The following is a 1,977-nucleotide window of genomic DNA, read 5'->3' on the forward strand; positions in this document are numbered from 1 at the left end:
GGACAGATCGGCGAGGGTGCCCGCCACCACAGCAAGCGGCAGCTCGAAGGCCTGGGGGCACGGCGGCAGGCCATGGGCCAGCGCCGGCAGATCCGCCTCGCCGCACCCGTCGAGCCAGGCGGCAAAGCGTTGCACGGCTTCGGCCAGGCGCTCCCGGCTGCGCGCCGAGAACGGGAAGATGGCCGGCGCGCCCGCATCGATGCGCCACGCCGCCGCCTCGGGCAGCGCCGCCGGAATGAACTCCTCGATGATCATGTGCGCGTTCGCGCCGCCCGCGCCGAACGAGGACAGCCCGGCCAGCCGCGGCCGTTCCCGCACCCCGCCGGCGGTGTCGACGCGGCGTCGCGGCCAGGCCTCGAGCCGGCGCTGCACGCGGAACGGCGAGGCGGCGAAATCGATGGCCGGATTGAGCGTCTGCGAATGGAGCGACGGCGCGAGCTGGCCGTGCCGGATCTGCAGCAGCACCTTGGTCAGGCCGGCGATCCCGGCCGCGCTTTCGGCGTGCCCGATGTTGGATTTGACCGAGCCGATCGCGCAGCCGCCGCGCGCCGCGCCGGACGGATCGAACGCGCGGCCCAGCGCGGCGATCTCGATCGGATCGCCGAGCGACGTGCCCGTGCCGTGCGCCTCGATGTAGCCGATCTCGCCGGCATCGACGCCGGCCTGGGCCAGCGCGCGCGCGATCACGGCCGTCTGCGCATGCGGGTTCGGCACCGTGTAGCCATGCGTCTTGCCGCCATGATTGAGCGCGCTCGCGCGAATCACGCCGTAGATCTGGTCGCCGTCGGCCACCGCCCGGTCGAGCGTCTTGAGCAGCACCGCGCCCACCCCCTCGCCCGGCACGTAGCCGTCGCCGCCCTCGCCGAAGCTCGCGCAGCGTCCCGTGCTCGACATGAAGCGACCCTGCGACAGCAGCAGGTATTTGTTCGGATGCAGCGTGAGGTTCACGCCGCCCGCCAGGGCCGCGTCGCACGAGCCGGAACGCAGGCTGTCGCAGGCGAGATGGATCGCGCTCAGCGACGACGAACACATGCTGTCCACGGCCAGGCTCGGGCCATGGAAATTGCAGAAGTACGACACCCGGTTCGCGATCGACGCGGCGCTGCCGCCCAGCGCGGCCGGCCGCCCGGCCGCGGTCGATTCCGCGCCGTAAAGCTGGTACTCCTCGTACATCACGCCGACGAACACGCCGACGTTGCCGCCGCCCAGGCCGGCCGCGCCCGACGCGAGCGCGGCCCGCGTGTAGCCGGCGTCTTCCAGCGTCTCCCACGCGCATTGCAGGAACAGGCGCTCCTGCGGATCCATGTAGGCCGCCTCGCTCGGCGCGATGTTGAAGAACAGCGGGTCGAACGCCTCCACGTCGTCGAGGAATCCGCCCCACTTGCTGTTGGTCTTGCCGGCCACGCCCGCGCGCGGGTCGTAGAAACGGCCGTGATCCCAGCGCTGCGCCGGCACCTCGCCGATGCCGTCGCGGCCCGCGGCCAGGTTGTCCCAGAACGCGTCGACCGACGCCGCGCCCGGATAACGCCCGGCCAGGCCCACGATCGCGATCGGCTGCGCCGGATCGACAGGCCGCGCGGCCGGCCGAACAGAAGCCAGCGCCGGTGCCGTGGGCGGCAAGGCTGCCGCCGTCCCGCCCGCCTCGTCCTGCGCGAGCGCACCGGACGGCAGCAAGGCCGCCACGCGCTGCGCATGGTGGCTCGCGAAATAGCCGGCCAGCTCGCCCAGCGTCCGGTATTCGAAGAACAGCGTCTTGGACAGCGTGCCGAAATCCGCTTCGAGGCGATCGGTCAGCCGCGTGATCATCAGCGAATCGATGCCGTAGGCTTCGAGCGGTTCGTCGGCATGCACCAGATGCGCCGCCATGCCGGTTTCCTCCGCCACGCACCGCGCCAGATAGGCGCTCGCCGCCGCGTGCAGCGCCGCCGCATGCACCGCATCCGACGCGCCGGCCTCGGCCGCCGCCGGCACGGCCCG

Annotated in this window: 1 protein-coding gene; it reads right to left on the reverse strand. The window is 72.6% G+C overall.

Annotated features, from left to right (window positions below; genetic code table 11):
* On the reverse strand, positions 1-1,977 hold a 1,977-nt coding region (locus tag G3N92_RS33415), incomplete at both ends, for a beta-ketoacyl synthase N-terminal-like domain-containing protein (protein ID WP_241015191.1).

The organism is Burkholderia sp. Ac-20379, assembly GCF_017104645.1.
Lineage (GTDB): Bacteria > Pseudomonadota > Gammaproteobacteria > Burkholderiales > Burkholderiaceae > Burkholderia.